The 5,023-nt window shown below is 44.4% G+C and carries 6 protein-coding genes; 4 read left to right on the top strand and 2 right to left on the bottom strand.

What is annotated here, in order from left to right:
- Positions 1-203: 203 nt before the first annotated feature.
- Positions 204-416 (bottom strand): DUF2188 domain-containing protein, encoded by a 213-nt coding sequence (locus J0K78_RS20130; RefSeq protein ID WP_206948621.1) that lies wholly within the window; start codon positions 414-416, stop codon positions 204-206.
- Between the two features lie 80 nt (positions 417-496).
- On the bottom strand, positions 497-946 hold the full coding sequence (locus J0K78_RS19910; RefSeq protein ID WP_206948620.1) for a DUF2188 domain-containing protein: 450 nt from the start codon (positions 944-946) through the stop codon (positions 497-499).
- A 255-nt stretch (positions 947-1,201) separates the two neighbouring features.
- Here J0K78_RS19910 and pxpB point away from each other — a divergent pair, with 255 nt between their 5' ends.
- From pxpB to J0K78_RS19890, 4 genes are read left to right on the top strand one after another with little or no spacing between them, the layout of a single operon-like run.
- A complete protein-coding gene (pxpB, locus tag J0K78_RS19905; protein WP_242517968.1) occupies positions 1,202-1,915 on the top strand; it encodes a 5-oxoprolinase subunit PxpB in 714 nt (237 codons plus the stop codon).
- The gene (locus J0K78_RS19900; RefSeq protein WP_206948618.1) at positions 1,912-2,913 is read left to right on the top strand and encodes a 5-oxoprolinase subunit C family protein; all 1,002 of its coding nucleotides are present in this window, start codon (positions 1,912-1,914) and stop codon (positions 2,911-2,913) included. The genes pxpB and J0K78_RS19900 overlap by 4 nt, the downstream gene beginning before the upstream one ends.
- 12 nt (positions 2,914-2,925) lie before the next feature.
- A complete protein-coding gene (locus tag J0K78_RS19895; protein WP_206948617.1) occupies positions 2,926-3,699 on the top strand; it encodes a LamB/YcsF family protein in 774 nt (257 codons plus the stop codon).
- Between the two features lie 52 nt (positions 3,700-3,751).
- Positions 3,752-4,942, top strand: a complete 1,191-nt coding sequence (locus tag J0K78_RS19890) for an NRAMP family divalent metal transporter (RefSeq protein ID WP_206948616.1) — start codon at positions 3,752-3,754, stop codon at positions 4,940-4,942.
- The last annotated feature ends 81 nt before the right edge of the window (positions 4,943-5,023 follow it).

The raw sequence follows: 5,023 nt of genomic DNA, 5'->3' as shown, positions 1-5,023 counted from the left end.
GCGGTAGCCCGAGGAAGCTCGGCACTCCCCCACAGGAAAGCGAGTAGCTTCCCAGCCACCCCCGACGCCCAATAAGGTAACGAAACCCGAAAACATCTCGAAACTGAGTCTTCCACAATCCTGCCATTTAGTTGAATAATTACTGTTTCTTCTTATAAAGAGAAGCATAAAAAAAGCACTCGTTTCAGAGTGCTTTTTTTGTCTTAACTGCTGTAGTTGTATTGATTTTGGATTTTACCTTCTTTGGTATGGATAACCGCTGAAGTCCCTTTGTTTTGAGCGATTTCTTTTGCTCGGTCAATCGCATCCTGTTTGTTTTCGTACACCTTCGTCGGTTGTTCCGCACCTTCTGCTTTTACAGCCCATCCTTCTTCATGAGAAACTACATGTTCTGCTTGATTTCTGCTATCAGCCACTTTGAATTCCTCCTTGATAATGATTATATAGGCTATATATCCGGTCACGAAAAGGTATAAACCTAATTTTATCCATTCATTTACATTTTTTCCTGTATACTTCCATCCTCCTTGTGGATGACTACTTGTGTACCTTTATTTTCAGCAATCTCTTTCGCTCGATCAATGGCTTCCTGCTTTTTATCAAAAACATCGGATGCCTGCTTCGCATCTTCCGCTTTTACCGCCCATCCTTCTTCATGAGCGACTACATGCTGACCCTTCTCCAAGAGTTCCGGGCGACTCTCGCCCCGCCTTCCATCCTCGTCCCTTGTTTTCAGGTTTTTGTCGCTCATTTGCTTCATCCGATTTATTTCTTTTTCATCGGCATTTTCATACCATTCTTTTGCTTGCTCTGTAGCTATAGGGATGGCCTGTCCCTCTTTATACCCTTCGTCAATCATAGCGTTCGCTATATCAATCGCTTTTTTTCTAATTGGTGTATCCAGGTTTTTAAAAGAGCTTGGATAATCATCTGTATCCCATGGCATTTCAGTCGTCCTCCTCGTTGGTTGATTAACATGGTTATTCCCTTCATTAACACCGTTTTAAACGAATCGGGGACCTTCGTCGAATTGAAACAGCAGAAAAAATAAGATACGATATTAACGTCGATAAGTTAGAAAAAATGACATACTTTGATATTTTCCTACCAAAATTAAACGGTTCGTTCACAAAAAGCCATGGACACTCATTCGCTATGGTTGTTGGTCACAATACTTTTTAAGTGCATAGGAGGTATTTTCTTGAATATAAGTATCCATCCTCTTGGAGATCAGGCACTCCTTATTGATTTTGGAGAAGCTATCAATGAGGAGACAAATCAACAGGTACGTCAAGCTGCCGCCCATCTAGAAAAGCAAAAGCCCGATTGGATGATTGAATACATTCCGGCTTTTTCTACTCTCACCATTCTTTATAACCCCTACTACATAGCTAAACAAATGCGTTCACAAAAGCTGCTCCCTTATGAATGGGCACGTACGAAGGTTTTAGATTTATTATCTCAAACGTCTTCCCATCATTCTGAGGGGAGAACCATAGAAATTCCGGTGTGTTACGGCGGAGAATGGGGACCAGATCTCCCTTTTGTCGCGTCACACAACCGTATGAGCGAAGAAGAAGTCATAGACGCCCACATGAAGGGAGATTACCTTGTGTATATGATAGGATTCGCTCCTGGTTTTCCTTATATCGGAGGGATGGATAAAAAAATTGCTGCTCCCCGTCGTGACGATCCAAGGCTTTCGATTCCTTCCGGCTCTGTAGGCATTGCAGGAGAGCAAACCGGGGTTTATCCTATTGAAACTCCCGGGGGATGGCAGCTGATCGGCCGAACCCCACTCAAACTTTTTGAACCGGATAGGGAATCTCCTTCACTCCTCCAGGCTGGAGACCGCATTCACTTCAAACGGATAAGTGAAGCAGAATATTCACGACTAAAGGAGGAAGACCAATGATATCGGTATTGAAATCAGGACTGATGACCACCATTCAAGATTTAGGAAGGTACGGCTATCAAAAGGATGGCGTCATCGTAAGTGGAGCCATGGATCACCAGGCCCACCGAATTGCAAACCTCCTAGTCGGGAATTCTGACGAGGCAGCGACAATGGAGATTACACTCATGGGGCCTGTTCTTGAATTCCAAGAAGATGCTTTCATTGCTATTTGCGGAGGGAACCTTACGCCTATGATTGACGGAGAAAGTGTTTCCACTTGGAAACCTTTGTACATAAAAAAAGGAAGCGAGCTCCGCTTCGGTCAACCAAAAAAAGGCTTCAGATGCTATCTATCTATTTCCGGCGGATTCCAAGTGCAGAAGGTCATGGGGAGCTCCTCGACATATCTGCGTGCAAACATGGGAGGTTTCAACGGACGGATTTTAGAAAAAGGAGATCAACTTCGTTTTGGTGTGCCTGTTTCTCAACCTCAATATTCGAATGAGCAACTCAAACCTGCGGACAAAGCTACATCTTTTAAAGAGGCTTCGTGGTTCGTCGGTCCTGAGTTCACTAATTATACGAAGAATAACCAGCCGATCCGAGTCATGCAAGGCCGTGAATTTGATTTATTCACAGAACAGAGTAAAGAACATTTTTTCGAACAGGCATTTAAAATTGATTCGAAATCAGACCGCATGGGCTATCGTTTAAACGGTGCAACCTTGAGTCTTAAAAATAAGAAAGATATCATCTCAGAAGCTGTTACGTTTGGGACCATTCAAGTGCCCCCAGATGGAAATCCGATTTTACTACTAGCGGATCACCAAACCACTGGTGGTTATCCAAAAATCGGACAAGTAGCTTCGGTCGATTTACCAAGAATCGCCCAAATGCGACCGGGAGAAAAGATCAACTTCACACCAATTACTCATGAGGAAGCTCAACGCCTCCTTTTAGAAAAAGAAAACCATTTCAAACAGCTGCAAAGAGGGATTGCCACGAAATTTCGTTAAGGAGGAGATACCATGCATACCGTCGACTTAAATTGTGATATGGGAGAAAGCTTTGGTCGCTACACGATCGGCCGCGACGAAGAAATTATGAAATATGTAACATCCGCGAATATCGCTTGCGGATACCACGCCGGGGATCCAACCATTATGAAAAAAACAGTTCAGATGGCGTTGGCGCATGATGTCGGAATCGGTGCCCACCCAGGATTGCCAGACCTAGCCGGATTCGGACGACGCCCAATGGATATTTCTGAAGAAGAAGCTTATGATATGGTTGTCTATCAAATCGGTGCCCTGAAAGGTTTTGTGGATACAGAAGGGGGACGCTTACAACACGTTAAACCTCACGGCGCTCTGTTTAACATGGCTGCAAAGAATCAACGGTTAGCACAAGCTATAGCCAAAGCCGTTTATGATGTAGACCCAGAACTAATACTCTTCGGGCTTGCAGGAAGTGAACTCGTAAAAGCTGGACATCAACAAGGACTTAAAACAGCCAGTGAAGTATTCTCCGACCGCACCTATCAATCAGATGGATCTCTGACTTCACGAAGAGAACCAAACGCACTCATTACTGATCACGAGCAAGCAGTCGCACAAGTCATCCGAATGATTAAAGACAACAAAGTCCGGACCGTTCAGGACACGGATATCGATATTGATGTGCACACCGTTTGTATTCATGGTGATGGAGCAACCGCTATTGATTTCGCCAATTATATTACAAAAGCATTGAAAGAATCAGAGATCACCCTTCAATCCATCGGCCAATTTATCACAAAATAAGTACACCATAGGAATCATACATCACAAAAAAACCTAGCAAAGGAGCTACCCCATGAAGGAACAATCGACAAGAAGTCTCCTGTTAGGAGCCGCTTTCCTGATGGCAACATCCGCTATCGGTCCTGGCTTTCTAACACAAACGACTCACTTCACTCAACAGCTTGCAGCAAGTTTTGGATTTGTCATCTTAATCTCCATAATTATAGATATCGGAGCTCAACTGAATATATGGCGAATCATTGCGGTGTCGGAAAAACCTGCTCAGGACATCGCTAATAGTCTCCTCCCTGGGCTCGGAGTATTTTTATCAGTACTCATAGTCGCGGGTGGTTTAGCCTTTAATATTGGAAATATCGCAGGCGCCGGCCTTGGTACCAATGTCCTCTTCGGAATTTCACCTGAAATGGGAGCATTATTCAGCGGTATTGTCGCCGTTGCCGTCTTCCTCGTACGGGAAGCTGGTAAAGTCATGGATCGATTCGCACAGATTGCAGGATTTGTCATGATTGCCTTAACCATATTCGTCATGTTCTCTGCCCAGCCACCTGTCGGAGAAGCCGTCGCAAAAACATTCGTCCCAGATACGATTGATTTCCTGGCTATCATCACCCTCGTCGGTGGTACCGTCGGAGGATACATTACTTTCGCAGGGGGACACCGTCTTCTGGATGCAGGGATAAAAGGAAAAGAAGCTCTCCCACAAGTCACAAAAAGTTCTGTGTCTGCGATTGGAATTGCCTCTGTCATGCGAATCTTCCTTTTCCTTGCTTCCTTGGGTGTTGTGGCCTCAGGTTTCACACTCAACCCCGATAACCCACCTGCTTCAGTCTTCCAGGCAGCAGCAGGAAATATCGGATACAAAATCTTTGGTGTCATTATGTGGGCCGCTGCAGTAACTTCTGTAGTCGGAGCTGCTTATACATCCGTTTCATTTATTCGTACTTTCAATAAAACAATCAACAAGCACCACAAATGGTTCATAGTCGCGTTTATCGTCATTTCAACGACCGTCTTCGTTTCAGTTGGTGAACCTGTCAAAGTGCTGATTCTTGTTGGCTCGTTAAATGGTTTAATCCTCCCTATTGCGCTGGGTGTCATGCTGATAGCCGCGTATAAACAAAAAATTGTCGGGGATTACAAGCACCCGCTATGGTTGACCATTTTCGGAGTATTGATTGTCATCGCCATGTCCTACATGGGAGCCATGTCACTTATCCAGGGCATTCCAAAACTATTCGGTTAACCCTCAAAAGAGCTCAGGCAACCTGAGCTCTTTTTTTATCAGTAAAGCTCCCTATTCTTGAATACTCAGTTTCGAGACTTC

This window comes from Halobacillus sp. GSS1 (assembly GCF_017307035.1).
Taxonomy (GTDB): Bacteria; Bacillota; Bacilli; order Bacillales; family Halobacillaceae; genus Halobacillus; species Halobacillus litoralis.
This window is presented reverse-complemented; position numbering and strand designations above follow the sequence as displayed.

Coding starts and splice junctions, on each gene's coding strand:
- J0K78_RS19890 (WP_206948616.1), top strand. CDS start 3,752: ATGAAGGAACAATCGACAAGAAGTCTCCTGTTAGGAGCCGCTTTCCTG.
- J0K78_RS19910 (WP_206948620.1), bottom strand. CDS start 946: ATGCCATGGGATACAGATGATTATCCAAGCTCTTTTAAAAACCTGGAT.
- J0K78_RS19900 (WP_206948618.1), top strand. CDS start 1,912: ATGATATCGGTATTGAAATCAGGACTGATGACCACCATTCAAGATTTA.
- J0K78_RS19895 (WP_206948617.1), top strand. CDS start 2,926: ATGCATACCGTCGACTTAAATTGTGATATGGGAGAAAGCTTTGGTCGC.